Source organism: Pseudorhizobium marinum (genome assembly GCF_000705355.1).
Taxonomy (GTDB): domain Bacteria; phylum Pseudomonadota; class Alphaproteobacteria; order Rhizobiales; family Rhizobiaceae; genus Neorhizobium; species Neorhizobium pelagicum.
The window spans coordinates 25,167-51,153 of sequence record NZ_JMQK01000029.1; the positions used below are offsets into that span (position 1 = coordinate 25,167).

Here is a 25,987-nt window from a genome sequence, read left to right on the forward strand (position 1 = left end):
CGGGACATGCCGGCGCGACCGTTCCCATGACGACACCCAGGGGTGCCAGGAACGGCGTCAGCCCGCGGATGTCAGCGCTAACATCAGGCAGCAGCGACGGAGGCGCGGACGGGCTCGCAGTAGATTTCCTCAAGCGAGTCGAGGACCTTCAGAACGGCAGGCGAGGCGCAGGAGTAATAGATCGTCTGCGCATCGCGCCGGGTCTTGACCAGCTTCTGCGCGCGCAGTTTCGACAAATGCTGCGACAAGGCCGACTGGCTGAGACCGACGCGTCCTGCCAGGACTCCTACCGCCATTTCCGTTTTCACGAGGCAGCAAAGGATCATGAGGCGCTTCGGATTTGCCATTGCAGACAGCAAGCCAGCAGCGGCAAGCGAGTGCTCGGAAAGCGGCATCGTATCCATGGTGGTTAGTATCCCCTTGAAGCGGCAGCGCTTCATTAAACCCAACTTTTAAAGTCAAAGATTAGCAAGCACCGGATATATTTGTATATCCCTAAATTTCGGGTGGCGGTATCCACTGAGCATTTCCGACGCAAGCGGCGGAAATGCTGCGAAAAGCATCACTTGCGAACATTGCGGCGGTCTTGAACTCGTGGCGGATTCGTCGCTTGCCGCAGATCAGATCATAGCTCCAGGGATCGACGTCTGCAAATCTCCAGCCGCTTTTCGTGGCATGGTAGAGCCTTTCTGCAACTGCCGATGTCGTTTCCGCCGCCAGACGCAACTCCTGCTGCAGGTCTCGTCATGCGGATGCGTCGACTGATTCGTCCGACAGGAGATCGTGGCAGGTGAGCGCATAGGCGCGGCCGAAGCCGGCATTCAGTGCGGCGGACTGCGGAACCAGGCGGAAAAAGCGGAAATCGGGAAAGTCGACGTAAAGCGCCGCCTTCGGATGGAAATCGAGGAAACGTGTGCGCAGACGGTCATGTGCTTCGCCCGGTCGCTCGACGACGTTTGCCAGGCACTGAACCGTGATGCGGGGGTGGGCGAGCGGATCGCCCTTGCCCGGCTCTCCGGCCAACAGCGAGCAGCGCGGATCGGCAAGCAATCCCTTGGTGTGGCCCGAGAGTGCCGAGGCGAGAATCACCGGGACGCCGTCCAGATCCGTTGCCGTCAGTGCCCGGCTGGCAGAGGGAAAGCCGGTCGCGGGATCGAGGACCGCCAGCGCCATATAGCGGGCGTCACGCATCAGGGTCCGGGCGAGGCGGCGAGCCTCCTCGTCCGTCTCCCGCAGGAGCTGCGGCTTGTCCTGCGCCTTCTCGGTCATGGCTTGCCGGCGTGCTGCCGGTGGCGCGTCAGGCCGGCAATGATGTCATCGGCGCTGATGGTGCCGATGACGGTGCCGTTGTCGACGATCCCGATCGTGCCCGGCTGGCGCGCCAGCGCATCGAGGATGTCGATGAGTGGCGTGTTCCTGTTGGCCGTCGCCGAGACGCCGGAGGCGGGCCCGCCGGTCGCCACGCCGTTGCGCATCACGTCCGCCGCCGTCAGCATGGCAATGGGGTTCATGTTCTGGACGAAGTCGGAGACGTACTGGTCTGCGGGATTGCGGACGATCTCCTGCGGCGTGCCGCACTGGATGATCCGGCCGCCCTCCATGATGGCGATGCGATTGCCGATGCGGAATGCCTCGTCGAGGTCGTGACTGACGAAGAGGATCGTCTTCTTCAGCCGGCTCTGGAATTCCATCAGCTCGTCCTGAAGACGCGTGCGGATCAGCGGATCGAGGGCGGAGAAGGGCTCGTCCATCAAGAGGATGGGGGCGCCTGTGGCAAAGGCACGGGCGAGGCCGACGCGCTGCTGCATGCCGCCGGAGAGCTCGCCGACCTTGCGGTCGGCCCACTGGTCGAGGCTGACCAGCTCGAGCTGTTCGGAAACCCGTGCCTTGCGCTCGGCCTCCGGCACGCCGGCGAGCTCGAGGCCGAAGCCGACGTTCTCGGCGACGGTGCGCCATGGCAGCAAGCCAAACTGCTGGAAGACCATCGACACGGTGTGCATGCGCAGATCGCGCAGCGTCTTGCGGCTGGCCTTGTAGGGATCGATCGGTCCGTCGGCGGTCATCACGGTGACATTGCCGCGGGCGACCGGCGCCAGGCCGTTCACCGCCCGCAGCAGCGTCGACTTGCCGGATCCGGAGAGGCCCATCAGGACGAGGATCTCGCCCTCGCGGACCTTCAGGGAGGCATCGGCAACGCCGACGACGATGCCCGTCTCGGCGCTGATCTCGTCGCGGCTCTTGCCCTGATCGACGAGGCCCAGCACTTCCGCATGTTTTTCGCCGAAGACGATATCGATATTTTCGAAGACGACTGCGTCCGTCATGTGCCGTCTCCCGAGGCTGGGCGGAACATCCGGTCAAGGATGATTGCGAGAATGACGATGCAGAGACCCGCTTCGAAACCGCGGGCGATGTTGACGGTGTTGAGCGCCCGCACCACCGGCACGCCGAGGCCATTGGCGCCGACCAGCGCGGCAATGACGACCATCGACAGGGACAGCATGATCGTCTGCGTCATGCCGGCCATGATCTGCGGCATCGCATAGGGAAGCTCCACCTTGCGCAGGATCTGCCCGGGGGTTGCCCCGAAGGCGACGGCGGCTTCCGTCAGCGCCTCGGGCGTCGAGACGATGCCGAGCCGGGTCAGGCGGATCGGCGAGGGGATGGCGAAGATGACCGTGGCGATCAGGCCGGGGACCATGCCGAGGCCGAAGAGGATCAGCGCCGGGATGAGATAGACGAACGTGGGGATCGTCTGCATCAGGTCGAGCGCCGGCCGCATAATCTCGTAGAGCCAGGGGCGGCGGGCAGCGGCAATGCCGAGCGGTATGCCGACCACCATGCTGACGGCCGTTGCCGCGAGCACGAGCGCCAGCGTTTCCGTCGTCTCCTCCCAATAGCCCTGGTTGATGATCAGCAGCAGCCCGAGTGCGGTGAAGGTGGCGATGCTGAACGAGCGCCGGAACCACCAGGACAGCGCTGTCATCACCGCGACGATGATGAGCGGATGGGGTGTCTGGAGAACATACAGAAGGGCGTCGATGACGGAGGAAAGAACGGTCGAAAGCCAGTCGAAAAACCAGGCGCCGTTGTCGGTGAGCCAGTCCACGAAAGACTTGGCCGAGGGTCCCATGGGGATCTTGTTATCTGTCAGCCAATCCACTTGCGGCATTCCCGGTTGGATGGTGAGGGAGGCCGGAGCCGTGAGGCTCCAGCCAAGGGCGGATTGGCCTTAGAGGCCGAGTTCGGACTTGACGGCTGCCATGGCATCGCCGCCGTCCCTGGTCGTGACGCCTTCGAGCCAGGGGCCGATGGCATCGGGGTTGGCTTTCAGCCATTTGGTCGCGGCGGCTTCCGCCTCCATGCTGTCGTTGAGGATGCTGCCCATGATCTCGTTTTCCATCGGCAGCGAGAACTCCAGGTTCTTCACAAAGGTTCCGACATTGGGGCATTCCTCGGTGTAGCCGGCGCGGACGTTGGTATAGACCTCGGCGCCGCCGTAGTTTGCGCCGAAGACCTCGTCGCCGCCGGACAGATAGGTGAGGTCGAAGCTGGCATTCATCGGATGCGGCGCCCAGCCGAGGAAGACGATCGGATCACCGGAGCGGTCGGCGCGGGCGACCTGCGCCAGCATGCCCTGCTCGGAGGATTCCACCACATCGAAATCCTTGAGGCCGAAGGTGTCGTTGGCGACCATGTCGAGGATCAGGCGGTTGCCGTCGTTGCCGGGCTCGATGCCGTAGATCTGGCCATCCAGTTCTTCGGCGTGCTCGGCAATATCCTTGAAATCGGTGATGCCGAGTTCGGCGCCCTTGGCGTTGGTGGCGAGCGTGTATTTGGCGCCGGTCAGGTTCGGACCGTAGGATTCGACCGACTTGTCCTCGCGGTAGGGCGCCAGATCGGCTTCCATGGTCGGCATCCAGTTGCCGAGGAAGACGTCGATGTCCTTGTTCTTGAGCGAGCTGTAGGTCACCGGAACGGAGAGGACCTTGACGTCGGTCTCGTAGCCCATGGCCTTCAAGAGGACGGAGGCGGTTGCAGTGGTCGCCGTGATGTCGGTCCAGCCGACATCGGAGAAGCGGACGGGGCTGCAGGATTCCGGATCGGCTGCCGAGGCGATCTGTCCGAGTGCCAGAAACGAGATGGTTCCGGCCAGCAGGATCTTGAACGGTTTGGTCATTGGCATCATGGCGCTCCCTGTTCTTATGTTCCCGGTCATTATCAATATATGCGGAGGAGAGGCAAGCTTGCCCGAGGGCGGCAGATCGTGTCGGCTTTGCAACGGGGGCCGCCCGATGCACCTTCTGCGGTGTTTTTCTGTGGTTTCAGGTTCCTGTGGACTTTTCCTCAGACGCCGTCGGCAGCAGAACGGCGGCATGGCCAAGCTTTACTTCAACTACGCGACCATGAACGCGGGAAAATCGACGCTGCTGCTGCAGGCGTCCTACAATTACCATGAGCGCGGCATGCGCACGGTGATCCTGACCGCCGCGCTCGACAGCCGCGCCGGCGTCGGGCGGGTGGCGTCCCGGATCGGTCTTGGCGCGGATGCCATCCCCTTCCGCGAGAGCGACGACCTGCATGCGCTCGTCACCGACCTGCACCGCGACGAGCCGGTGGCCTGCGTCTTCATCGACGAGGCGCAGTTCCTGGCGCCGGAGCAGGTGTGGCAGCTGGCGCGTCTCGCCGACCGCTGCGGCATCCCGGTGATGGCCTACGGGTTGCGTACCGACTTCCAGGGCAAGCTGTTTCCCGGCTCGCAGGAGCTGCTGGCGATTGCCGACGAGCTGCGGGAAGTGCGCACCATCTGCTTCTGCGGTCGCAAGGCGACGATGGTGGCGCGCCTCGACGAGGAGGGCAAGGTCGTGCTGGAGGGCGCGCAGGTGGATGTCGGCGGCAACGAGAAATACGTCTCCTTCTGCCGTCGCCACTGGGAGGACAAAATCCGCTGCATCTGAGCCGGACTTGATTTCGGTCAAAGATGGTGCGGCCGGATGCGCCTATTCCCTTGCCGCGACGCCTCCCAAGGCTCGCGTCAGGAGATATAGACATGTTCAAGACTGCAAAGACCGCTTTCATTCTCGCGACAGGCCTCGCATTGTTCTCATTGCCCGCCTTCGGCGCCGAGATCGAGGTGAAGATGCTGAACAAAGGCAGCGACGGCCAGGCCATGGTCTTCGAGCCGGCGGCGGTCAGGGCCGCGCCCGGCGACGTGATCCGGTTCATGCCCGTCGACAAGGGCCATAATGCCGCCGCCGTGAAGGGGTTGATCCCCGAAGGCACGGAAGAATTCACCGGCAAGATCAACCAGGAGCTCACCGTCACCGTCGAAGAAGAGGGTGCCTATGTGATCAAGTGCACGCCGCACTTCGGCATGGGGATGATTGCGCTGGTGGTCGTCGGCGAGGGGACGCCGGCCAATCTCGATGCGGTGAAGAACGCCAAGATGCCGAAGAAGCCCAAGGAACGGCTCGACGCTGCGGTGGCGCAACTCGGCCTCTAGAACCGACCGAACCGAGTTTCGAGGTCGCCGTGGTAAATTCCTGCGGCGGCCTTATGTTCATGGCGTTGGAATCGGCTTCGGGGATCGCGATGGGCAGGGGAAAAGGCATTGAAGGCGAGCTTGTGGCCCTCACCGGTGCGCTGGAGGCGCTCGACCAGCAGATCGAGCAGGCGGCTCAGGACGTTGCCAGCGCTGCACGCGACAAGACCGGCTTAAGTGCGCCGGCGAAATCCCGGTTCAATACGATCCCGCAGGCATGGACGGCCGCCCGGCAGACGCTGGTGAGCCTCGTTGTGGCGGTGGCGGACCGCAATGACGAAGCCGTGGCGCCGCTGGAGGACAAGCCGCAACCGACGAGATCCGAACGGCTTCGTGCTGCGTTCGCTCAGGTGCTCTCGATGCGCTGGTCGCAGAGGGCCGGGCCGAAGGCGCGATCGCTGGATGAAGCGCTGACCCTGGCCGACCGTCTCTATGGGCTGCTGCTGGCGCGGCGAGAGCGTATCGTGGGCGTGCGCCATGCGGCGGAGTCCGATCTCGTGGAGCTGACCGGCCACCGGGCACAACTGGCCGAAAACCTGATTGCCGCGGCGGAGCGGGAGGAGCGCGAAACGAGCGCCGTTTCGCTGCAGGTCGAGGACAGCCTGCAGGCGGTTCAGGACCTTGCGGCGGACTTCAACCGGCAGGTGCGCGATCTGAATGCGCTGGTCAACAAGCTGACGCTGGAGGCCGAGCGTGCCATCGTGCTTTCCTCCGTCCTCGCGGACGAAGGGGCGATGCCCGGCTCCTCGCCGGGCCTCGACAAGGTCCGCCTTGCGCATCTGCGACCGCTGATCGAACTCCAGGAGAACGACATGCTGTCGAGCATCGAGATCGAGCGGCGCAGGGGAGGGATCGACGCCCGCTTCCGTGCCGCTTTCGAAAGTGCCGGCGACGGAGCGGCAAGCGGCGAACAGACGATTTCGGCTACCCCGGAGGTGCAGCATGCTTGACCCCATCGTGCATTTCTTCCAGCGCATCTTCAGCGCGATCGGTCGCGGCTTTGGCCTGCTGGTGGCATGGCTGGTGTGGCCCTTCCTCGCCGCTCATGGCTGGTATGCGGGGCGCAGCTGGATCATCAAGGCGCCGCTGGCGGCGATCTTCGTGCTGTTCGTCGGCCTTTACGGGTACTTCTTTTGGCAGACGCAGGTCTGGACCGCGTTCGATCCCGATTTCGTGGAGGAGTATCGCTGGTCTGAGCGGACGACTGCCGCCGGACAGCAGATCCTCGCTCCGGCGCCGGCATCTGCCGATGCTGCCGGTACAGAGACCTCGACGACCGCGACCCCGGCCGGTCAATGCCAGTCATCGGCCATCGTCGACGTGATCGCCGACCTGACCGACGTCAACGTCAACCAGAACGCGTGGATTTCCTCCATGCTGCTCTACCGGCTCGGGCTGTTCGGGATCGACTGGGACCACACGCCCTTCCTCGACAACAAGGCGTCGTTCCAGCGGGGCGTGAACCAGGCGGTGCGCCGGACCTCGGTCGAACTGGTCGACACGCTGGCGCGCATGCGCGGGACGTCGGGCATCAACAGCGAGCTGCAGGACGCTCGCAACAACCTGCAGTTCGACGAATACTCCTGGTATTTCGGGCTGAGCCCGTTCGGCCCGAAGACGCCGACGCCGAGCTATTACCGGACCGCCATCGAAGGCTTCCGGGCCTTCAATACGGAGCTCGCCGCCTGCAACGCGACCTTCGACACGCGGGCCGACAATCTCGTGCAGTTCGTCGACCGGATTGCCAACGACCTCGGCAGCACGTCGGCGATCCTGCGCGAGCGGTCGGAGAACTTCAATTCGGGCTGGTTCGATACGCGGGCCGACGACCGGTTCTGGTTCGCCTATGGCCAGCTCTACGGCTATTACGCCGTCCTGTCGGCGGCCGGAGCGGACTTCTCGCAGGTCATCCGGGAGCGCAACCTCGGGCCGCTCTGGACCGAGACGCTGACGCAGTTCCGCTCGTCGCTGCGCATCCAGCCGGCGATCATCTCCAACGGCCGCGAGGACGGCTGGATCATGCCGACGCATCTGGCGACGATGGGTTTCTATATCCTGCGGGTGCGCTCCAACCTCGTGGAGGTGCGGTCCGTTCTCGACCGCTGAGGCAGGCGGGGGCCCTTGCTCTTTGTTTGACGCCTTCAGAACGCAAAACCGGTACCCACTTCTGCGGGAATTTCTCTAGTTGATCAGGCCGAGGCGGATCGCCTTGGCCACCAGCTGAGTGCGGTTGACGCAGTCCATCTTCTTGATGGCGTTGGTCATATGGGCGTTGACGGTGTGGTCCGAGAGCGACAGGATCCGGCCGATCTCCACGGAGGTCTTTCCCTGGGCCGTCCAGCGGACGACCTCGAGCTCGCGGGCCGAGAGGGGGCCCGGCAGGGTGAAACGCTCGGCGCGGCGCAGCTTCTCGAAGACGTCGAAGGCGTGCAGGGCGATCATGCCGAGCTCGTTGAGTTCCGACTGCCCGACCGGCGGACGCTCCCCATCAAATTGCAGCAGGAAGCGCTCTCCCTCCAGCGAGTGGAGCGGCATGACGGCGGACGTCTTCATGCCGAAGCGGTTCAACAGCTGAGCCAGGTCTTTCGGGAAGGACTCCCGGTGCAGCATTTCAGCCGATTCCAGGGTCCAGGTGCGCGGCAGCATCGATGAAATCAGCAAGGGCATGACCGGAGACACCGACAGAAAGCGGCTCTGGTCGAACTCCTGGACGAACTGGGAGGGCAAGGTGGTCTGGATCAGCAATCGTGCCAGCAGGTCTTCAGGCCTCGTTGGCATCATCAGCAGAGTGACGAAGGAAAAGTCGAAGGCGTGTGCGGTCTGCTCCAGCGCAGCCAAAACGTCTGCCTGAGAGTTGGCAGTCGAAATAGTTCTGCTGAGGATCGTTTGCCTCTCCGGCTTTTCCATTCCTGTCGCTGACAAATCTGCTCGCTTGCGGCTTCCCGGGGTGTTGCCGCACCACCGCGCATGAGCGGTCCCAGGGCGATTTACGACAAACTGTCAGCTTCACTTAGCTGGGTCCGGCTGGCATGGCAATTTCTACTTAGTGCTGAAAGGGGGGCTTAAGGCTCACGACTTCGATTGAGTCTTAACAGCGCGTAAAGCGCTTCGCTAAAAGATGAGTTTAATTGTCATGATATTTAAGTTGACAAAAGGAATCATGTTTTTTAGATGGCGGAACAAGGGCAAGCCTGCCTGCCGCCACCGCTGAATCATCCGCCGACCGCTTCCCAGGCGGCGTGCCTTCGCACGCCGACGATGGCGCTCGACCATTCGAGAAAGGAACACCATGACCTCCCGGACCACACGAAACCTGCTCATGACCTGCACGGCAATCGTGGCACTCTCGGCTGTGCAGAGCAGGGCGCAGGAACCTGCGGCGGCCGAAGCGACCGTGCTGGAAACGATCGTGGTGAAGGGCAAACGCGTGGCGGTGCCCGCGGGCGGGGTGGCGGACACGCCGCTTGCCTCGCAGACGACGGCGGAGGAGATCGAAGCCAACCAGATCACCAGCCTGGAGGATCTGGGCCGCAGCCTCGAGCCGGGCGTCTCGTTCAACCGCAACACCCGCAGCGTCAATATCCGCGGTCTGGAGCAGAACCGCGTGGTGACGACGATCGACGGCATCCCGATCCCCTATCTTCAGGACGGCGCGCGTGAGGCAGACGGCGGTGCTGACAGCTTCTCCTTCAGTTCGCTCTCCACCATCGACATCGTGCGCGGCGCGGATTCCAGCCGCGCCGGTTCCGGTGCGCTGGGCGGCGCCGTGGTGCTGCGGACGCTGGAGCCGGAGGACCTGATCGGCGAGGGCCGCGACTGGGGCGGGGTCGCCAAGTCCACCTACGACAGCGAGGACAGGAGCTTCGGCGGCTCAGCGGCGGTGGCCAAGCGCATCGAGAACACGTCGGTGCTGTTCCAGGGCGGCTATCGCCGGGGACACGAACGCGACAACCAGGGCGAGGTGGGCGGCTATTCGACGACGCGCAGCGAGCCCAATCCGGCTGACTTCAACGAGTACAACCTGCTGTTCAAGCTGCGGCAGTATACGGACAGCGGCCATGTGTTCGGCTTCACCGGCGAGCGCTTCGAGCGGGACGAGGATATCGACAATCGGACCGGGCAGAGCCTGACCAGCACGTACCGGCCGGGGAACCTGGACGGGAGCGAAGACATCAGGCGCGACCGGCTGTCGCTCGACTACCGCTTCGATGCCGTTGGCGATGACGCCTGGATCGATCGGGCGAATGCCGTGTTCTACTGGCAGAACGTGCTGCGCGAGAGCGGCGCCGAGGGTAATCGCGCGACCTCGCCTGCGGGCGCCTATTCCCGCAACAATACGTTCGAGGAGCGCAGCATTGGCTTTGCCGGCAATGCCGAGACCTCGTTCGTGACGGGCGACCTCTCCCATCAGATGACAGGCGGCCTCAACATCGCCTTCTCGAAGGCTTCGCAATATTCGGGGGGTAACGATACGTGCCCGGGCGGAGCTTATCCCACCAATCCGCGGCTTCCCTTCTACAGCTGCAACTTCCTGCACACCAACCAGTCCGACATGCCGGATGTGGACGGCAAGACGCTCGGCGTCTTCATCGAGGACAAGATCGGCCTGCGGGACGGGCCGTTCTTCCTGACGCCGGGGCTGCGCTACGACTGGTACGACTACGACCCGAAGGCCACCGATGCCTATACCGGTGGCGCGAACTACACCGGCATGCCGGCCGGCCAGTCGGAAGGACAGTTCTCTCCGAAACTGCGCGCCTCCTATGAGCCCGACCCGGGCGTGGAGCTCTATGCGCAATGGGCAATGGGGTTCCGGGCGCCTGACGTCAGCGAGCTCTATCTGAACTACGGGGCACCCGGCACCTATCTCAGAGTCGGCAACCCGAACCTCGAGCCGGAAACGAGCAATGGCTTCGAGATCGGCGCGAACCTCGGGGACGACGACGTCGGCGGTCATCTCGGCGCCTTCTACAATCGCTACCGCAACTTCATCGACAGCGAGAGCCGCGTCGATCCCACCGGCACCTATCCGATGGGCATCACGGAGTACTTCAACCGCAACAAGGTCCGGATCTACGGCCTGGAGCTTTCGGGCCACAAGCGCTTCAACAACGGCATGCGGGTCTATGGCGCGCTTTCGCTGGCGGATGGTGAGGATCTGGATTCGGGAGAGAGCATCCGTTCGGTGCCGCCGTTGAAGGTGGTCCTCGGCACCGGCTATGCCACGGAAACCTGGGGCGCCGACCTCGTCTTTACCGCCGCCAAGGGCGTCGAGAACGATGCGGACGCCAATACGATCGATGCACCCGGCTACGGCATCTTCGACCTGACCGGCTGGTGGGAGCCGGAGCAGACCCAGGGCCTGACCATCCGCGCCGGCATCTACAACATCTTCGACAAGACCTACTATGACGCCGTCAATCTGGCGACGATCACGACACCGCAGCCCGACGCCTATTACTCCGAGCCGGGCCGGACGTTCAAGGTTTCGCTGACGCAGCGGTTCTAGGGCGGCCCGCATCACGGAAAGGAAGGGCGGTGCGATCGGTCGCGCCGCCCTTTTGCGTTACCGGCCTCAGACTTCGGAGATCGTCAGCCGCACGCTGCCGCGGTTGTTGTCATAGGCCTGCCAGGCGTCGTTGGCGAAGCAGTAGAGATAGCCGGATCCGTCCGGCTTTAGGGTCACGCCCTCGCCGATCTTGAACACCTCGTGCGGCAGGCGCTCGATCTTCTGGTCCTCGTCGGTGCGCGGCGGCGGCACGTTGTTGGCGATCAGGCCGACGAGGCAGAACCAGTCCATCTTCTCCTCGCGCCGCGTCCACCAGAAATCGAGCTGCTTGTTGCCGGTGAGTTTCTTCCACAGCGTCTCGACACCGCCCCAGGCCGACGAGGCGATATGGGCGATTTCTGCCGCCTGGAACTTGCCGTCCTTCGCACCGCCCGGGCCGCACTTGATGGAGGCGTCGGTCCATTCTCCGGTGGCCTTGAAGCGGTAGGTCTTGCCCTCCTGCAGATAGACGCCCGTGTCGTTCCATCGCTCGCGGGCGAAGATGTCGATGGTCGCCGGCAGCGTCTTTTCCGGCCGGTATCGGCCCTGCGCGAGCGGCGGGTTGCGGTGCCGGTCGACTGCCGAGGCATGGACGTCGGGGGAGGGCGGATCAGACACCCGAGGGGCCGCCCGCGGTCGGGTTTTCAGGGCCTTGAAGAGGCCGGTGACGGAATCGTGCAGGAGGCCGCGCGGGTTCGGATCGAGCTGGTTGATGGCGCCCTCGGCGAAGCGAAGCCCGAGGTCCTGGGCCTCCTGCATCATCCAATAGAGCGCGCCGTCGGAGAGACCGCTCTGGCTATAGCCGCCGCCGACATCGCCATGGGCGCCGGGGAACCAGACCTGCTTCAGGGAGCCCTTCCAGCCTTTCGGCTTTTCCCACAGCGTCGGCAGAAAGCTTTGCCGGAACTCGTCGAGTGCGACCGCATGACGGGCGTTCTGGACAGCCGGTCCGAGTTGGGTGTCGTGAAAGCGGTGCTTCTCCGGATTGTCCAGGAGGTTCAGGAGCGCCAGATCGTCGGGGATGCCGAGAGCACCGACCGTGTCCCAGACGCCGATGAAGTGCACCGGCGTCATCTTCGCCGGATGCGCGCCGTCGGCGGTGTTGTGGAAGCGGCGTCCCTTGCTGTCGACGAAGGGGCTCGGATCATCGGCACGATAGGCATCGAAGATCTGCCCGATCTCGTCCCAGACCTTGTTCTCCGCAATCTTCGAGCCCGGCAGGTCCAGAAGGCCGCATTTGGAGATCATGCCGCCGAGGCTGCGCACCGTATAGGCGCCGCGGCTGAAGCCGAACAGCCAGATCGCGTCGCCCTCGCGATAGTTGCGGGCGAGCCAATGGTAGCCGCTCATGATGTTGCGATCGAGGCCCTTGCCGGTGCCGCCACCCAGCGCCCGGTCGATCCAGCTGCCGTCCGTGCCGACGCCGGGGTGGTAGTAGAACTTCTGTTCCGCACCGGTGTCGTCCGTCAGGGCGAGCGCGTTGTAGAGCTTGACGACGTTCGTCGGGCTGGGCAGCCCGTCCTCCACCGCGTCGGGTGTATTCCAGGTGCCATCGCAGCAGACAATGAGATTCATGATGTCCTCCCCAGCGTCACGGACAGTATCTACATGCTTAGGTAAATTTCAAGATTAAATACACCTAAAGGTAGAGTTGGCTTCTTTTTTGGCCGGCATAATCCGGGCGCCCGGGCGGCAGCGACTTGTTTCCCGGCGTCCCCTGTGGCCAATTCACCACGCGAAAATGCCAAGGGGATGACGAGATGGCGGCGGTGAAGTCCGATATCGAAATTGCGCGCATGGCGCAGAAGAAGCCGATCATGGAGGTGGGGGCTGCTCTGGGCATTCCGGCCGAGCAGCTTGCGCCCTATGGCCACGACAAGGCGAAGGTCAGCGCCGACTTCATCCACGGGCTTTCCGACCGGCCGGACGGCAGGCTGATCCTGGTGACCGCCATCAACCCGACGCCCGCCGGCGAAGGCAAGACGACCACCACCGTCGGTCTCGGCGACGGGCTGAACCGCATCGGCAAAAAGGCGGTCATCTGCGTGCGCGAGCCGTCGCTCGGTCCCTGTTTCGGCATGAAGGGCGGTGCGGCCGGCGGCGGCCATGCGCAGGTCATCCCGATGGAGGACATCAACCTCCACTTCACCGGCGACTTCCATGCCATCACCTCGGCGCACAACCTGCTGGCGGCGATGATCGACAACCACCTCTACTGGGGCAATGCGCTCGACATCGACGTGCGGCGCATCACCTGGCGCCGCGCCATGGACATGAACGACCGGGCGCTGCGGCAGATGGTCGGCGCGCTCGGCGGCGTCGCCAACGGTTTCCCGCGCGAATGCGGCTTCGACATCACGGTCGCCTCAGAGGTGATGGCCATTCTCTGCCTGGCGGAGGATTTCGGGGACCTGGAACAGCGGCTGGGCGGCATCATCGTCGCCTATCGCCGCGACAAGACGCCGGTGTTTGCCCGCGACCTGAAGGCGGACGGGGCGATGGCCGTGCTACTGAAGGATGCCATGCAGCCGAACCTGGTGCAGACGCTGGAAAACAACCCGGCCTTCGTGCATGGCGGTCCCTTCGCCAACATCGCCCACGGCTGCAATTCGGTGATCGCCACCAAGGCGGCGCTGAAGCTTGGTGATTATGTGGTAACGGAAGCCGGCTTCGGGGCCGATCTCGGGGCGGAAAAATTCTTCGACATCAAGTGCCGCAAGGCCGGGTTGAAGCCTGCGGCGGCGGTGATCGTCGCCACCGTCCGGGCGCTGAAGATGAACGGCGGCGTCGCCAAGGAGGATCTCGGCGCGGAAGACGTCGCGGCGCTGACGCGCGGCTGCGCCAACCTCGGCCGCCACATCGCCAATGTGCGCCGCTTCGGCGTGCCGGTGGTGGTGGCGATCAACCACTTCACGACCGATACTGATGCCGAGGTGGCGGCCGTGCAGGACTATGTCTCCCGCCACGGCGCCGACGCCATCCTCTGCCGCCACTGGGCGGAAGGGTCTGCCGGCATCACGGAACTCGCCGAGCGGGTGGTGGAGCTTGCCGACGGCGGCCAGGCGGATTTCAAGCCGCTTTATCTCGACGCCATGCCGCTGATGGAGAAGATCGAGACGGTGACCGCCAAGATCTATCACGCGGGCGAGGTGACGGCCGACAAGGCGGTGCGCGACCAGCTCGCCGCCTGGGAGGCGCAGGGCTACGGCGAACTGCCGGTCTGCATCGCCAAGACGCAGTATTCCTTCTCCACCGACCCGACGCTGCGCGGCGCGCCGGAGGGCCATGTGGTGCATGTACGCGAAGTCCGCCTCTCCGCCGGCGCCGGCTTCGTCGTCGCCATCACCGGCGAGATCATGACCATGCCCGGCCTGCCGAGCTCGCCTTCGGCGGAACGGATTTTCCTCAACGATGACGGGCATATAGAGGGGTTGTTCTGAGGGAGTCATTCAAGCTGACGTGATGGCAGTATGCTCCCCAATGCGGTCATTGGCGGCCGATGCCAATGTACATCGTTGTACCTTCTGTTCCAGAAGCGGATGAGCGATAAGCTGCTGTTGTCGCAAAACGATGGGTCATCCGCAGAGGGGTTGCTTCAGAGAGTTGTGGTAGGCAGCGGTCACTTCCCGTGCCGCTGCATGCCCATGTTCAACTCCTCCAATGTGGTGGGTAAGCAGCGTCGTAGCCGCGCATTGTTTCCATCCGCGACAGCCACGCGCCCAATGCCGGCAGACGCGCACCGAGGTCTTCGAGACTGAGAGCCATTTCGATTGCTTCCGGACGCGCTGCGACCCGAGGGAGCATCTGTATGTTCGGCAACGCGATGATGTCCGTTGCAGTGAGATCATCACCCGCCAGATAATGCGCGACTGCTAGCGCCCGCTCCATCCAGCCAAGCGCATCATACGCCCGAGAAGCGGACGCGCGCATGGCGTCTGGATCGTCTTTCGCATTACCGCGCAATAGCGGGCGGACAATCTCCAAGGCAAACAGATCGCGCATGTAGTTCTCGAACTCGCTTACGCGTTGCCAGATCCGGCCGTGCTCCTGCGCCGTCTGGCCGAAAAGCGGTACGGCGGGATGGGCGCGATCCAGGAAGGCGATGATCGCCACGGATTCGTAAATCGTACCGTGACCCGTCTTCAACACCGGCACCTTGCCACGCGGATTGAGCTCAAGAAATGCGGGCGAGCGATCCGCCAACTGGGCCGAGTCCATACGGCGGGAGATATATGGCACGCCCTTGTATCCAAGCGCCAATTGCACCCGCCAGGCGTAGGGGCTGCCGCTGACCCAGAAGAGTTCGTAATCCATCGTCGATCTTTCTCCGTTCACAGCGTCACGCCGACGCTCGCCAGGAAGCTGTCGATGCGGTGGTCGACCTCGGCCTTCGTCTGCGCCCATTCCGGCACCGACTGGAGAAGATTGTCGTGCCAGGCCATGAGGTTCGGGTAGTCCCGAAGGGGCGGCCTGGAACGATCGATCTGCGAGAAGGGACCGGCGACATCGAAATCAGCAAGGGTCAGAGCTTGGCCGACCATGAACTTGCGGCCTTCCAGATGCTTGTCGAGCACCTTCGCGGCGGCCCGCATCTTACCCTCCGCGAACGCGACAACGGCCTCGTCCTGTGGTAATCCCATGACTGTCTTCCCGACCCGCTCGTCGAACAGGGTGGTTGCGAAGATGCGCCATTGCTCGCCGGACCAGAACATCCACTGAAGCACCTCGAGGCGCTCTTTCTCCGTCGTTCCGAGCAGCGGCGAGTTTACCTTGCCGGCCAGATACAGGTTGATCGCGGCCGCCTCGTACAGAATGAAGTCGCCGTCTTCTAGGACCGGCGTCAAACCGTGGGGATTGAGGCGCGATTTGAACGCTTCGGTCTGGCTTTCGCCCTTGAACAGATCGACGTTCACCCGTTCGATCTCGATACCCATGATCTTGGCGGCAGTGGTCACGCGACGCAGGCTACCCGAGCCGGCATCGCCGAAAATCTTGATGGTCATTTGATGTGCTCCTTTGCATGGTCGATCGGAGCGGCCGGCCTTGTCTTCGACAAGGCGGCAAAGCCGATCATGAGAATGTGTGCGGGTTCAGCCCTTGGAGCCGACACGCAGGTGGTCGAGGATCGGCAACAGGTCGGATGGTTCGGGACGCCGGGTATAGTCGGGATTGACTTCCGCATAGGCGATGACGCCATCCGTCCCGATCACGTACCGAGCCGGCATCGGCAACACCCAGGCCGGATCGTCGTTGATCCTCGGCAGATCGTTGCCGAACTGCCGGTAGACCTCGATCAGATCGTCCGGCAGGCGAAAGCGCAGTCCGAAGGCGGCGGCGACGGTCGTGCCGACGTCGCTCAGGATGGGAAAACCGAGCTTGTTGTCGCGTTGCGACTTGCGGCTGTTCGCCGGCATCTGGGGCGAGATCGCGACGAGGCTCGCACCCCGCGCTTCGATCTCCGGTCTGAGGTCCTCGAGCGCCTGGAGATCATAGTTGCAATAGGGGCACCACACACCGCGGTAGAAGGTTGTGATCAGCGGTCCCCGCGCCAGGATAGCCTGTGAACTCACGCTGTTGCCATCGGCATCCATCAGCGTGAAACCGGGTGCGATGTCACCCGCCTTGAGGGCCCTATCGGCCTGCCCGCTCTCGACCAGTGACTGGGTCGCGCGCTCCATCGTGTCGAGCTGGTCACGGGTCGGCACCAGCGGGAAGCGTCCATTCTCGAAGTCCGCACGCATCGCGTCGAGCCTGTCTTGAAGCCTCATTGTCATTCTCCGTTTCGCTGTGGCGTCGTCGTGAGTTAACAGTTAGGCTATCCGGAGAAATTGGGGTATCCATCCAACATGCAGAACATATATCCGAATTTCGAATGAGTGATCGCTGGCAGGAAATGGCCGTTTTCATCCGCGTGGCTGAAGGCGGTAGTCTTTCGCGGGCGGCGCGCGAACTGGAAGTCTCGCAGCCCTCGATCTCGCGTATCCTCGGTAATCTGGAGGCGCGGCTGGGTACGACCTTGCTGCTGAGAACCACCCGCAGCATTTCGCTGACGGAAGCCGGCAGCTTGTATCTGGAGCGGGCGAAGTACCTGCTCGCAGAGATGGAGGAGGCTGAACAGGCTACCCGTGGCGTGGACTCGCTGCACGGCGTCATTCGCCTCGCCATGCCGGTGCTCTATGGGGTGCGCGAGGTCATTCCGGCGCTGGCGACCTTCCTCGCCCGACATCCGGATCTGCGGGTCGAGATGATCATGAGCGATGCCCGCCAGAACCTGGTGACAGATGGGGTCGATGTCGCCATTCGCCTCGGTGTCGGACCGCTGGAAGACTCCACTTTCGGCGCCCGAAGGCTTGCGCTGGTCGAGCGACTGGTGGTCGCGGCCCCATCCTATCTCGCAACACATGGCGCGCCCGCCAATCCGTCCGAACTGACACGACATCATTGTATCGTGCAGCATGGCCTGTTCGGTCGCGAGAGCTGGCGCTTCACCCACGACCAGACCGTCACCTCCGTCGATGTCCCGGCAAAACTTTGGATCAACTCCGCACCGGGCATTCTGGCGGCCGCCGTAGCAGGGCTCGGCATAGCACTCGCGACCCGCATCATGGTCAAGGAAGAATTGCGCATGGGACAGCTGACCCAGTTGCTGGATGGCTACCGTCTCGATCCGGCCGAAGTCTATGCCATTTTCCCGGCAGGGCCCAGGCCGTCGGCGAAAGTTCGGGCGATAGTTGAACACCTTGCAGCTTCGCTCGGCGCCCGGGCCTGATCAACGCTGCGGAGGGCTTGGGTCGAAACCCTGTTTTTCCAAGACAGCGAACATCTGTAATTGCCAAGGGTGATCGCAGATGCCGCCCATCGGTTTCGGATGAGCAGCGGATCAACCAGCACGCGCTTCGGAGTGAGATATAACGTCCTGGGCTTGTTATGATTTTCTTTTCTCGACGCGCTTGCTCCTCTGCCTTCTGATCAGATGGCGACCAGACACAGAGCCCGATGTACAGCCCGCAATTGGCGCGTTGGTCGACGGGGGCTTATCTCTCCCTCCAGGGCGGACTGCCTTTGATAAGCCCCGCTCTAGGGGCCATCGCAGATTTGACGATGTCCCCTATTGGCGCAAAACAGACGCTTCACCCTTGCGCTCATTACCGGCAATACCGGTACCCACCGTTCCGCTCCAGCACATCGAGATGCAGGTGATCCATGTGGGTGGGATCGCTGCCGGGGGAGAGGACGGTGGTGAAGTGGAGGCAGGCGCCGGCTGAGGCGGTGCGCTGGAAGGCGCCTTCCATGGTGCCGTCCTCGGTGCGCGGCTTCATCGTCACCTCCGATCCGTCGTCGAGCCGGAAGGCGGCGATGTCGATGGCGTTGCCCTTGGCGTGTTCGGACGTCTTGCCGGTCGAGGCGCTGTTGCGCAGCCGGCAGGCGTAGGTGGAGCCTGTGGTCAGCCCGGTGATGCGGCGTGCAGGCATGGCGATCCGGAGCGCCGGCTGGACCGTGTCCTTCAGCCAGTGGCCGAGCGCGCGGGCGGTTTCGCAGCGCATCTGGGCGCCGCCCGTATCGATGCCTGGCAGGGCTTCCGCCACCTCGATCGGCTGGTCGATGCCGCAGCCGTCGCCCTCATCGATGCGTGCCGCCGTTTCGAACTTCGTGCCGAGCGTGGCGAGATCGGCCAGGCAGGCCTTCAGGGCTGCCTGATCCTCCTTCTCGACCGGTGGCGGGGGCGGTGGCGGCGGTTCCTTCGGCTCCTCCGGCTTTTTGTCTTCCGCTTTCATCTCGTCCGGCTGGCTGGGGCCGGGCTTTGGCGTCGCCGGGGTTTCGCCCGCCGGCTTCTCGGCGGCGGCGGGCTCCGGTGTCTCGGCCTCGGGTTTCGGCTCCGGTGTCGGGATCTCGGAGACCGGTTCCGTGGCCGGGTTTGGCTGCGGGTCCTCGGCGGCGGGCGCTGCGGCCTCGGCGTCCTCCTTCTCAGTTGCCGGAGAGGCGGCGTCATCGTCGTCCTCCGGGGCGGTTGCCGGTGGGGGCGGGGCATCCGAGGTGGCCGCTTCGCCGGGCTTCGGCTTCGGCACAGGCCCGTCGCTGGGCAAATCGGAGGCGCCGATCATGATCGGCAAGCCGAGCAGAAGAAGAAGGAGGGAACGCTGCATCGAGGGCTGCTCCGTTGGATGTCCGGGACCGGACAACGCGGCGGGAGGGGTTTTGGTCGCATCGCCATCGCAGAGGAAATCCACTTGCGGAGACGCAAGGTCCGGGTTATCTCTTCGCCCATGATCAATTCGATGAACATCGGTAACTGGTGGTGGGCACGCTGACGCGGCCTTGACCAGTCATGTCCATTCGACAAGACCCCAAAGCCGCCCGAGAACCGAGGCGGCTTTTTTGTTGTTCGCCGCAGGGTCCCGGGCGACAGATTTCGGAGAGCAGGAAATGGTGACGATCATTCGGGACGACGGTTCGGAAACCTACGAGACGAAGGGCGGCATCGCCGTCAGCCGCGCGCGGCGTCCCACCCCTTATGCGGATGCGGTGGGCAGCTATGTCGACAAGCTCGACGAGCGGCGCGGCGCCGTGTTTTCCTCCAACTACGAATATCCGGGCCGCTATACCCGCTGGGACACGGCCGTCGTCGATCCGCCGCTCGGGATTTCTTCGCATGGCCGCAGCGTCTGGATCGAGGCCTTCAACGGGCGCGGCGAAGTGCTGCTCGGCTTCATCGTGGAGAAGCTGAAGGGTGTCGACGAGCTGACGCTCGGCGCGCTCACCGATCGCCGCCTCGACCTTACCATCAACGAGCCCTCGCGGGTCTATACCGAGGAAGAGCGGTCGAAGATGCCGACGGTGTTCACCGTGCTGCGCGCCGTGGTCGACCTCTTCCATTCCGAGGCGGATTCGGCGATCGGCCTGTTTGGCGCCTTCGGCTATGATCTCGCCTTCCAGTTCGATTCCATCAAGCTGTCGATGCAGCGGCCGGAGGACCAGCGCGACATGGTGCTGTTCCTTCCCGACGAGATCCTGGTCGTCGACCACCATGCGGCGAAGGCCTGGATCGACCGCTATGATTTTGCCAAGGACGGGGTGACGACCGAGGGCAAGGATCAGGAGATTGCGCCGGAGCCGTTCCAGCGTACCACCGTGACGCCGCCGAAGGGCGATCATCGTCCGGGTGAATATGCCGAGCTGGTGACGAAGGCGAAGGAAAGCTTCCGCCGCGGCGACCTGTTCGAGGTGGTGCCGGGCCAGAAGTTCCTGGAGCGCTGCGACAGCAAGCCGTCGGAGATCTCCAACCGGCTGAAGGCGATCAATCCGTCGCCCTATTCCTTCTTCATCAATCTCGGCCACCAGGAATATCTGGTCGGAGCGTCGCCGGAAATGTTCGTGCGGGTCTCGGGCCGGCGCATCGAGACCTGCCCGATCTCCGGCACCATCAAGCGCGGCGAGGATCCGATCGCCGACTCTGAGCAGATCCTCAAGCTTCTCAATTCCAAGAAGGACGAGAGCGAGCTGACGATGTGCTCCGACGTCGACCGCAACGACAAGTCCAGGGTCTGCGAGCCGGGGTCGGTCAAGGTCATCGGCCGGCGGCAGATCGAGATGTATTCGCGGCTCATCCACACGGTGGACCATATCGAGGGGCGGCTTCGCGAAGACATGGACACCTTCGACGGTTTCCTCAGCCACGCCTGGGCCGTCACCGTCACCGGCGCGCCAAAACTCTGGGCGATGCGCTTCATCGAGAACCACGAGAAGAGCCCGCGTGCCTGGTACGGCGGGGCGATCGGCATGGTTGGCTTCAACGGCGACATGAACACCGGCCTGACGCTGCGCACGATCCGCATCAAGGACGGCATCGCCGAGGTGCGGGCGGGGGCGACGCTGCTCAACGACAGCGATCCGGCCGAGGAAGAGGCGGAGACGGAACTGAAGGCCTCCGCCATGCTGTCGGCGATCCGCGACGCGCGCGCCGGCAATACGACGAAGGTGGTGCGGGACGTCGCCCCCGTCGGCAAGGGCGTGCGCATCCTGCTCGTCGACCATGAGGACAGTTTCGTTCACACGCTTGCCAATTATTTCCGGCAGACAGGGGCGGAGGTCTCGACCGTACGCACGCCGGTGCCGGAGGAAATCTTTGACCGCATCGATCCGGATCTCGTGGTGCTGTCGCCGGGACCCGGCAATCCGAAGGATTTCGACTGCAAGGCGACGATCAAGGCGGCGCGGGCCAAGGGGCTGCCGATCTTCGGCGTCTGCCTCGGGCTGCAGGCGCTCGCCGAAGCCTATGGCGGCGAACTGCGGCATCTGGCGGTTCCCATGCACGGCAAGCCGTCGCGCATCCGGGTGCTGGAACCGGGCGTCGTCTTCTCGGGCCTCGCGCGCGAGGTGACGGTCGGCCGCTACCACTCGATCTTTGCCGACCCGCGGTCGCTGCATCCCGACTTCACCATCACCGCGGAAAGCGAGGACGGCACGATCATGGGCATCGAGCACGTCAAGGAGCCGATCGCAGCGGTACAATTCCACCCGGAATCGATCATGACGCTCGGCCACGATGCCGGCATGCGGATGATCGAGAACGTGGTGGCGAACCTCGCCCGGCGCCGGAAGGTGGAGGCGGCGTGAGCTCCACCTTACGGGCGGCAACCTTTTGTCTATCTTCCTGTTAGGGGCGTGGAAACACGAACCGAACGGGAAGAGACATGAGCAGAAAAGCGCTGATCTGGATGGTGGTTGGTTTGGTCGTGGTCGTCATGGCACTGACCATGTGGCCGGAGACGGATGAAAACCTGCGGGCCCCGCCGGTCGCGGGCGACCAGCAGACCAATCCTGCTGAGCCTGCGGAATAGCGGGCACAACCATCGTCTTCCGTATCATGTGGTGATACATCCGTTGACATTTTCTGGTATCGAGTTATGATACCAGAAAGGGGATGTGAGGGTGATCTGCAGTTACCGCGACGCTCGGACCCAATCCATAGCGGCTGGCACCGTCAAGAAGGGTTTTCCTCCCGATCTCGTGCGCCGGGCGCAGCTGTTGCTGACAGTACTGGATGCAGCAAGTTCGCTGGAAGACCTGCGGTCGCCGCCGGGAAATCGCCTGGAGCGGCTTTCCGGCGACCGAGACGGCCAATATTCGGTCCGGATCAACAAGCAGTGGCGTATCTGTTTCGTCTGGACCAAAGCGGGCGCGGAGCAGGTCGAGATCACGGACTACCACTAGCGGATCGTGGCGATGAGGAGATGGAGATGAGTGTCAGCAACCTTCCGGCGATTCACCCAGGAGAGATCCTGAGGGATCTTTATCTCCTGCCGATGGACATGTCGCCGTATGGGCTTGCCAAGAAGCTCCATGTGCCGCGCACCCGCATCGAGCGGATCGTTGCGGAGAAGACGGCAATCACGCCCGATACCGCGCTGCGGCTTGCCCGATTTTTCAGGACGACGCCCGAGTTCTGGATGAACCTCCAGAACAGCTTCGACCTGAAGCAGGAGGCTGAGGCGCTGAAGGGCGAGCTGGAGAAGATTTCGCAGTACGAGCACGCCGCATAGCGGCAGTCCCGATCGTGGATGAGCCACTTGACGCTTTGACAAATAGCTCCGGCTGAGCCATACCGCCGACCATACGAAACCGTCCGGGCCTGGCCCGGGCGGTTTCGCCGTTCTGGGGCGTTGCTCCTGCAATTCGTTCGCAAAGGCATGACCCGTCATGGTGGGCACGAGAACCGATCCGATCGTCGAAAGGCTGGCCTTCTGGGGCATTCCGCTCGCCCTCGGGGTGATGGGGCTGAAGATGCTCGCCTGGTGGGTTACCGGTTCGGTGGCGCTCTTGTCGGACGGGCTGGAATCCACCGTCAACGTGGTGGCGGCCTTCATCGCCTATTTCGTCATCCGCTATGCGCAGCGTCCCGCCGACGAGGACCATCAATTCGGGCATCACAAGGCCGAATACATGTCGGCGGTGGTCGAGGGCGCGCTGATCATCGTCGCCGCACTCCTGATCGTGCAGGAGGCCTGGGGGGCGCTGTTTTCCCCGACGCTGCCCGAGGCGCCGGTGCTGGGCCTTGCGATCAACGCGCTTGCCGGGGTGATCAATGCCGTCTGGGCGACAGCGCTGATCCGGGTCGGCGCGAAGCACCGCTCGCCGGCGCTCTCTGCCGACGGGCATCACATCATGTCCGACGTGGTGACCTCCGCCGGGGTCTTCGTCGGCCTGATCCTCGCCATCCTGACCGGATACGCGATCCTCGATCCGGTCATGGCCATCCTGGTGGCGCTCAACATCCTCTACCAGGGCTACAAGGTGATCTCGCACTCGCTGGGCGGGCTGATGGACCGGGCGGTGACGCCGGAGGAGGAGGAGACCATCCGGGCGGCGATCGCCACCCATTCGGCCGGATCGCTCGGGGTGCACGATCTGCGCACCCGGCGTGCCGGATCGGCGGCCTTCATCGATTTCCATCTGGTGGTGCCGTCGGACATGGCGGTTGCCAGGGCGCATGAGATCTGCGACCGCCTCGAGGATGCCATCAAGCAGGCCATACCGGGCGCCAGCCTTGCCATTCACGTGGAGCCGGAAAGCGAGCAGGCGCACGGCATAAGAGTCAAACTGGAAGGAACAGACCCATGAGCATGACCGATACCTCGAGCCTTTCGCAGCTCGGGCAGGCGGTGGAGACGCCGCAGAACCCCGAAGCCGCGGTTCTGGAGAAAGTGCCGAACGGCAACCAGGGTACAGATTATGTGGTGCGGTTCACGGCGCCGGAGTTCACCTCGCTCTGCCCGATGACGGGGCAGCCGGATTTCGCGCATATCGTCATCGACTACATCCCGGACGGCTTTCTGGTGGAATCGAAGTCGCTGAAGCTCTTCCTGCATTCGTTCCGCAACCACGGCGCCTTCCACGAGGACTGCTCTGTCTATATCGCCAAGCGGATCGTTGACCTGCTTGCGCCGAAATGGCTCAGGATCGGCGCCTACTGGTATCCGCGCGGCGGCATTCCGATCGACGTGTTCTGGCAGACCGGTGCGGTGCCGGAAGGCGTCTGGCTGCCGGATCAGGGCGTGCCGACATACCGCGGGCGCGGCTAACCACATCTACGAAAAAGGGCGCCCCGCAAGGCGCCCTTTTTTCCTGATTTCCTGGATCGAGCCGCTCAGCCGAAGGCGAGCGAGAGGCCGGCAAGCGCCGTCAGCGCCCCGATGATCCGGGTGGCGACCGGTGCGAAACGACCGATGCCGAGGCCGAGGACCACGCCGGCCGCGTGCAGCAGGGCGGTTGCGAGGACGAAGCCGATGCCGAACTGCAGGGCGCCGGCGCTGCCCAGCTCGCCGCCATGGGCGTGGCCGTGGAAGAGGGCGAAGATGCCGACGACGGCGGCCGATGCGGCAACGGGCAGCCTTGCCGCCATGGCCACCAGCAGGCCGAGCGCCACGACGGAGGCGAGGATGGCCGGCTCCACGAAGGGCAGACCCATGCCGGCGACGGCGGCCGCATAGCCGAGCGCCATGGTGCCGAGGAAGGCTGCCGGCACGGCCCAGAGCGCCGAACGGCGGCCGGCGTCCGAGGCGATCTGGCTGGCCCAGAGGCCGACGGCGACCATGGCGAGGATGTGGTCAGCGCCGAAGAGCGGATGCGAGACGCCGGCCATGAAGGAGCCGTGGGCCTGCGGGTCAAGATGGGCAAGCGCGGGTGCGGCAGTGGCCGCGGACATGATGGCGGCAAGCGAAAGTCGTCTGAACATGGAATCCCCTCTAATGTCTCCAACCGCCGAAGCGTCGGTCCGTTCGTATCCGGCGACGATAAGCAGCTGGGATTTTCCTGTCCATGGCCAAAGCCTGTGGCGGTACCGTTTCCACTACGTCGAACGACTTAGAGGACAGGCGGCATGGGGAGGCTGCGACGGCGCCCGCACCGGGAAGAAGTTCTTCACCACGCCACGGCGAGACGGAGCTAACTCGCTTTCGCGCATTGTTTTACGCTGGCGAACGCATTATGTCCGTGGAGACACATTCCATGCTGGAGATGCTGATGCACGACGAAAACGACGACGACGACAAGGTCAAGGAATTGCCGCTCGGCAAGGAAACGGAAGCGAACCTCTTCAAGTCGCGTTCGATCTTCATCTATGGCCCGATCAACCAGGAGCTGGCGCAGAAGGTCTGCACGCAGCTCGTGGCGCTGTCGGCTGCTAGCGATGACGACATCCGCATCTACGTCAACTCGCCCGGCGGTCACGTGGAATCGGGTGACTCGATCCACGACATGATCAGGTTCATCAAGCCGAAGGTCTGGATGATCGGCACAGGCTGGGTCGCCTCGGCCGGCGCGCTCATCTATGTCTCGGTTCCGAAGGAACGCCGCATCTGCCTGCCGAACACGCGCTTCCTGCTGCACCAACCGTCCGGCGGCACGCGCGGCATGGCGTCCGATATCGAGATCCAGGCGCGCGAGATCATCAAGATGAACGAGCGGCTGATCAAGATCTTCTCCAAGGCCACCGGCCAGACGGAAGAGAAGATCGCCAAGGACATCGACCGTGACTACTGGCTGTCGGCGGAAGACGGCGTGGCCTACGGCCTCGCGTCCCGCGTGATCACCAACCAGTCCGAGATCCAGTAGGCTTCTCCGACTGTCGTCCCAGAACAAGAGCCCTGCCGGCAGACGTCGGCGGGGCTCTTGTCATAGGGGGCAGGGGGCACTCCCGCCGTCTGCGGTGGGGGCGACCTGTTTCGCTGGCCCTAATTGGTGGATTGTCGGCTTTTCGGACGGGTGTTTTACCCCTATCAGATCCAGCGGTAGCTCTGATCGCTCTGTTCGAGGGCGGCGATCTCTTCCGGCTATCGGACTGCAGTGCGCGGCTTCCACGCACGACGATGTGACGCCATCAAAGCAGGACAGATGACCGA

At 63.8% G+C, this 25,987-nt stretch carries 26 protein-coding genes; 14 read left to right on the plus strand and 12 right to left on the minus strand.

From position 1 onward, the window contains the following. Positions 1-83: 83 nt before the first annotated feature. From EO99_RS0123170 to EO99_RS0123190, 5 genes are all read right to left on the minus strand, one after another. Positions 84-404, minus strand: coding sequence for an ArsR/SmtB family transcription factor (locus EO99_RS0123170; protein WP_029620942.1), 321 nt, complete (start codon positions 402-404; stop codon positions 84-86). Between the two features lie 340 nt (positions 405-744). Further along, positions 745-1,269 (minus strand): HugZ family pyridoxamine 5'-phosphate oxidase, encoded by a 525-nt coding sequence (locus EO99_RS0123175; RefSeq protein WP_029620943.1) that lies wholly within the window; start codon positions 1,267-1,269, stop codon positions 745-747. Then, a complete protein-coding gene (gene choV / locus EO99_RS0123180; RefSeq protein WP_029620944.1) occupies positions 1,266-2,324 on the minus strand; it encodes a choline ABC transporter ATP-binding protein in 1,059 nt (352 codons plus the stop codon). The genes EO99_RS0123175 and choV overlap by 4 nt, the downstream gene beginning before the upstream one ends. Further along, a complete protein-coding gene (gene choW, locus EO99_RS0123185; protein ID WP_029620945.1) occupies positions 2,321-3,163 on the minus strand; it encodes a choline ABC transporter permease subunit in 843 nt (280 codons plus the stop codon). Before choW ends, choV begins: the two co-directional genes overlap by 4 nt. A gap of 69 nt (positions 3,164-3,232) precedes the next feature. Continuing rightward, positions 3,233-4,186 carry a choline ABC transporter substrate-binding protein gene (locus EO99_RS0123190; RefSeq protein ID WP_029620946.1) on the minus strand — a complete coding sequence of 318 codons (954 nt, stop codon included), beginning with the start codon at positions 4,184-4,186 and terminating at the stop codon, positions 3,233-3,235. A 190-nt stretch (positions 4,187-4,376) separates the two neighbouring features. Between EO99_RS0123190 and EO99_RS0123195 the strand changes: the two genes are divergently transcribed. From EO99_RS0123195 to EO99_RS0123210, 4 genes are all read left to right on the plus strand, one after another. Beyond that, positions 4,377-4,958: a thymidine kinase gene (locus EO99_RS0123195; protein ID WP_029620947.1), complete on the plus strand. Its 582-nt coding sequence runs from the start codon at positions 4,377-4,379 to the stop codon at positions 4,956-4,958. Between the two features lie 92 nt (positions 4,959-5,050). After that, the gene (locus EO99_RS0123200; RefSeq protein WP_029620948.1) at positions 5,051-5,503 is read left to right on the plus strand and encodes a pseudoazurin; all 453 of its coding nucleotides are present in this window, start codon (positions 5,051-5,053) and stop codon (positions 5,501-5,503) included. Positions 5,504-5,592: 89 nt separating this feature from the next. After that, positions 5,593-6,492, plus strand: coding sequence for a hypothetical protein (locus EO99_RS0123205; RefSeq protein WP_162179337.1), 900 nt, complete (start codon positions 5,593-5,595; stop codon positions 6,490-6,492). Further along, on the plus strand, positions 6,485-7,648 hold the full coding sequence (locus tag EO99_RS0123210) for a DUF2333 family protein (protein WP_029620950.1): 1,164 nt from the start codon (positions 6,485-6,487) through the stop codon (positions 7,646-7,648). The genes EO99_RS0123205 and EO99_RS0123210 overlap by 8 nt, the downstream gene beginning before the upstream one ends. Positions 7,649-7,723: 75 nt before the next feature. Here EO99_RS0123210 and EO99_RS0123215 read toward each other — a convergent pair whose 3' ends face one another. After that, entirely contained in the window at positions 7,724-8,380 is a 657-nt protein-coding gene (locus EO99_RS0123215) for a helix-turn-helix transcriptional regulator (protein ID WP_051680042.1), read from the minus strand. Between the two features lie 451 nt (positions 8,381-8,831). Between EO99_RS0123215 and EO99_RS0123220 the strand changes: the two genes are divergently transcribed. Continuing rightward, complete coding sequence (locus EO99_RS0123220) at positions 8,832-11,051, plus strand: TonB-dependent hemoglobin/transferrin/lactoferrin family receptor (protein WP_029620952.1); 2,220 nt, start codon at positions 8,832-8,834, stop codon at positions 11,049-11,051. 66 nt (positions 11,052-11,117) lie between these two features. Here the strand turns inward: EO99_RS0123220 and EO99_RS0123225 are convergent, their stop codons facing one another. Next, entirely contained in the window at positions 11,118-12,665 is a 1,548-nt protein-coding gene (locus EO99_RS0123225; RefSeq protein WP_037112783.1) for a DUF2235 domain-containing protein, read from the minus strand. Positions 12,666-12,850: 185 nt separating this feature from the next. Here EO99_RS0123225 and EO99_RS0123230 point away from each other — a divergent pair, with 185 nt between their 5' ends. Next, positions 12,851-14,530 carry a formate--tetrahydrofolate ligase gene (locus EO99_RS0123230; protein ID WP_029620954.1) on the plus strand — a complete coding sequence of 560 codons (1,680 nt, stop codon included), beginning with the start codon at positions 12,851-12,853 and terminating at the stop codon, positions 14,528-14,530. A 208-nt stretch (positions 14,531-14,738) separates the two neighbouring features. Here the strand turns inward: EO99_RS0123230 and EO99_RS0123235 are convergent, their stop codons facing one another. The 3 genes from EO99_RS0123235 to EO99_RS0123245 form a co-directional block, all read right to left on the minus strand. Then, positions 14,739-15,404: a glutathione S-transferase family protein gene (locus tag EO99_RS0123235; protein WP_029620955.1), complete on the minus strand. Its 666-nt coding sequence runs from the start codon at positions 15,402-15,404 to the stop codon at positions 14,739-14,741. A gap of 17 nt (positions 15,405-15,421) precedes the next feature. After that, complete coding sequence (locus tag EO99_RS0123240) at positions 15,422-16,093, minus strand: glutathione S-transferase family protein (RefSeq protein ID WP_029620956.1); 672 nt, start codon at positions 16,091-16,093, stop codon at positions 15,422-15,424. An 87-nt stretch (positions 16,094-16,180) separates the two neighbouring features. Continuing rightward, positions 16,181-16,858, minus strand: a complete 678-nt coding sequence (locus EO99_RS0123245; RefSeq protein WP_029620957.1) for a peroxiredoxin-like family protein — start codon at positions 16,856-16,858, stop codon at positions 16,181-16,183. A 104-nt stretch (positions 16,859-16,962) separates the two neighbouring features. On the opposite strand from EO99_RS0123245, the gene EO99_RS0123250 reads away from it, so the two are divergent. Beyond that, positions 16,963-17,859 carry a LysR family transcriptional regulator gene (locus tag EO99_RS0123250; protein ID WP_029620958.1) on the plus strand — a complete coding sequence of 299 codons (897 nt, stop codon included), beginning with the start codon at positions 16,963-16,965 and terminating at the stop codon, positions 17,857-17,859. A gap of 376 nt (positions 17,860-18,235) precedes the next feature. On the opposite strand, the gene EO99_RS0123255 is transcribed toward EO99_RS0123250, so the two are convergent. Next, positions 18,236-19,234, minus strand: coding sequence for an extensin-like domain-containing protein (locus EO99_RS0123255; protein WP_029620959.1), 999 nt, complete (start codon positions 19,232-19,234; stop codon positions 18,236-18,238). A gap of 280 nt (positions 19,235-19,514) precedes the next feature. Between EO99_RS0123255 and EO99_RS0123260 the strand changes: the two genes are divergently transcribed. From EO99_RS0123260 to queF, 6 genes are all read left to right on the plus strand, one after another. After that, on the plus strand, positions 19,515-21,704 hold the full coding sequence (locus tag EO99_RS0123260) for an anthranilate synthase (protein ID WP_029620960.1): 2,190 nt from the start codon (positions 19,515-19,517) through the stop codon (positions 21,702-21,704). Positions 21,705-21,781: 77 nt separating this feature from the next. After that, positions 21,782-21,928, plus strand: a complete 147-nt coding sequence (locus tag EO99_RS27715) for a hypothetical protein (protein ID WP_156034987.1) — start codon at positions 21,782-21,784, stop codon at positions 21,926-21,928. A gap of 91 nt (positions 21,929-22,019) precedes the next feature. Next, on the plus strand, positions 22,020-22,301 hold the full coding sequence (locus EO99_RS0123270) for a type II toxin-antitoxin system RelE/ParE family toxin (RefSeq protein ID WP_029620961.1): 282 nt from the start codon (positions 22,020-22,022) through the stop codon (positions 22,299-22,301). A gap of 26 nt (positions 22,302-22,327) precedes the next feature. Further along, positions 22,328-22,630, plus strand: a complete 303-nt coding sequence (locus tag EO99_RS0123275; RefSeq protein WP_029620962.1) for a HigA family addiction module antitoxin — start codon at positions 22,328-22,330, stop codon at positions 22,628-22,630. A gap of 157 nt (positions 22,631-22,787) precedes the next feature. After that, entirely contained in the window at positions 22,788-23,708 is a 921-nt protein-coding gene (locus EO99_RS0123280) for a cation diffusion facilitator family transporter (protein WP_029620963.1), read from the plus strand. Next, positions 23,705-24,169, plus strand: a complete 465-nt coding sequence (queF, locus tag EO99_RS0123285) for a preQ(1) synthase (protein ID WP_029620964.1) — start codon at positions 23,705-23,707, stop codon at positions 24,167-24,169. Before EO99_RS0123280 ends, queF begins: the two co-directional genes overlap by 4 nt. Positions 24,170-24,234: 65 nt before the next feature. Here queF and EO99_RS0123290 read toward each other — a convergent pair whose 3' ends face one another. Next, positions 24,235-24,822: a HupE/UreJ family protein gene (locus EO99_RS0123290; protein ID WP_029620965.1), complete on the minus strand. Its 588-nt coding sequence runs from the start codon at positions 24,820-24,822 to the stop codon at positions 24,235-24,237. Between the two features lie 287 nt (positions 24,823-25,109). Here EO99_RS0123290 and EO99_RS0123295 point away from each other — a divergent pair, with 287 nt between their 5' ends. Then, complete coding sequence (locus EO99_RS0123295; protein ID WP_029620966.1) at positions 25,110-25,700, plus strand: ATP-dependent Clp protease proteolytic subunit; 591 nt, start codon at positions 25,110-25,112, stop codon at positions 25,698-25,700. Positions 25,701-25,987: the final 287 nt, after the last annotated feature.

Excerpts from the sequence above, each read along its gene's own strand:
- EO99_RS0123235 (WP_029620955.1), bottom strand. The coding sequence starts at position 15,404 with ATGGATTACGAACTCTTCTGGGTCAGCGGCAGCCCCTACGCCTGGCGG.
- EO99_RS0123190 (WP_029620946.1), bottom strand. The coding sequence starts at position 4,186 with ATGCCAATGACCAAACCGTTCAAGATCCTGCTGGCCGGAACCATCTCG.
- EO99_RS0123250 (WP_029620958.1), top strand. The coding sequence starts at position 16,963 with ATGAGTGATCGCTGGCAGGAAATGGCCGTTTTCATCCGCGTGGCTGAA.
- EO99_RS0123255 (WP_029620959.1), bottom strand. The coding sequence starts at position 19,234 with ATGCAGCGTTCCCTCCTTCTTCTTCTGCTCGGCTTGCCGATCATGATC.
- EO99_RS0123220 (WP_029620952.1), top strand. The coding sequence starts at position 8,832 with ATGACCTCCCGGACCACACGAAACCTGCTCATGACCTGCACGGCAATC.
- EO99_RS0123210 (WP_029620950.1), top strand. The coding sequence starts at position 6,485 with ATGCTTGACCCCATCGTGCATTTCTTCCAGCGCATCTTCAGCGCGATC.
- EO99_RS0123295 (WP_029620966.1), top strand. The coding sequence starts at position 25,110 with ATGCACGACGAAAACGACGACGACGACAAGGTCAAGGAATTGCCGCTC.
- EO99_RS0123195 (WP_029620947.1), top strand. The coding sequence starts at position 4,377 with ATGGCCAAGCTTTACTTCAACTACGCGACCATGAACGCGGGAAAATCG.
- EO99_RS0123230 (WP_029620954.1), top strand. The coding sequence starts at position 12,851 with ATGGCGGCGGTGAAGTCCGATATCGAAATTGCGCGCATGGCGCAGAAG.
- EO99_RS0123245 (WP_029620957.1), bottom strand. The coding sequence starts at position 16,858 with ATGAGGCTTCAAGACAGGCTCGACGCGATGCGTGCGGACTTCGAGAAT.
- EO99_RS0123275 (WP_029620962.1), top strand. The coding sequence starts at position 22,328 with ATGAGTGTCAGCAACCTTCCGGCGATTCACCCAGGAGAGATCCTGAGG.
- EO99_RS0123205 (WP_162179337.1), top strand. The coding sequence starts at position 5,593 with ATGGGCAGGGGAAAAGGCATTGAAGGCGAGCTTGTGGCCCTCACCGGT.
- EO99_RS0123240 (WP_029620956.1), bottom strand. The coding sequence starts at position 16,093 with ATGACCATCAAGATTTTCGGCGATGCCGGCTCGGGTAGCCTGCGTCGC.
- EO99_RS0123170 (WP_029620942.1), bottom strand. The coding sequence starts at position 404 with ATGGATACGATGCCGCTTTCCGAGCACTCGCTTGCCGCTGCTGGCTTG.
- queF (WP_029620964.1), top strand. The coding sequence starts at position 23,705 with ATGAGCATGACCGATACCTCGAGCCTTTCGCAGCTCGGGCAGGCGGTG.
- EO99_RS27715 (WP_156034987.1), top strand. The coding sequence starts at position 21,782 with ATGAGCAGAAAAGCGCTGATCTGGATGGTGGTTGGTTTGGTCGTGGTC.
- choV (WP_029620944.1), bottom strand. The coding sequence starts at position 2,324 with ATGACGGACGCAGTCGTCTTCGAAAATATCGATATCGTCTTCGGCGAA.
- EO99_RS0123280 (WP_029620963.1), top strand. The coding sequence starts at position 22,788 with ATGGTGGGCACGAGAACCGATCCGATCGTCGAAAGGCTGGCCTTCTGG.
- EO99_RS0123175 (WP_029620943.1), bottom strand. The coding sequence starts at position 1,269 with ATGACCGAGAAGGCGCAGGACAAGCCGCAGCTCCTGCGGGAGACGGAC.
- EO99_RS0123260 (WP_029620960.1), top strand. The coding sequence starts at position 19,515 with ATGGTGACGATCATTCGGGACGACGGTTCGGAAACCTACGAGACGAAG.
- EO99_RS0123200 (WP_029620948.1), top strand. The coding sequence starts at position 5,051 with ATGTTCAAGACTGCAAAGACCGCTTTCATTCTCGCGACAGGCCTCGCA.
- EO99_RS0123225 (WP_037112783.1), bottom strand. The coding sequence starts at position 12,665 with ATGAATCTCATTGTCTGCTGCGATGGCACCTGGAATACACCCGACGCG.
- EO99_RS0123290 (WP_029620965.1), bottom strand. The coding sequence starts at position 24,822 with ATGTTCAGACGACTTTCGCTTGCCGCCATCATGTCCGCGGCCACTGCC.